The organism is Priestia sp. SIMBA_032 (assembly GCF_046535215.1).
In the GTDB taxonomy this organism is placed as follows: Bacteria; Bacillota; Bacilli; order Bacillales; family Bacillaceae_H; genus Priestia; species Priestia aryabhattai.
The window spans coordinates 1-278 of the sequence record NZ_JAWRXD010000516.1 but is presented as its reverse complement, the minus strand read 5'-3'; the positions used below and the strand labels follow the sequence as shown (position 1 = coordinate 278).

Sequence of the window (278 nt, the reverse complement as noted above, 5' to 3'; positions counted from 1 at the left end):
CGGCGAACTCTGCCCCAGCGTCCGCGAGGATCTGTGCGGCGACCCCGTCCCCGGCGTCGGCAGCATCGGCGACCGTCGTCGACAGCGCGGCGATCCGTGTTCGCTCCTTCTGCCAGTCTGTGAGCACCAGGCCGATCACGTCCAGGTCGGTTCGGACGCCGAGCCGTTCGCGCAGCAGTGCGTACAGCGGGCCGCGAGGGAGACGGCCGTCGCTCATGCGCGTGAACGCGCTGAGGCCGCGGGTGGCGATCCAATAACCCGAGCCCTCGTCGCCGAAC

The 278-nt window shown here is 70.9% G+C and carries 1 protein-coding gene; it reads right to left on the bottom strand.

What is annotated here, in order from left to right; genetic code table 11:
• Positions 1-278, bottom strand: a 278-nt coding sequence (locus SB717_RS35360; RefSeq protein WP_410907594.1) for a BadF/BadG/BcrA/BcrD ATPase family protein, incomplete at both ends; no start/stop codon positions are given.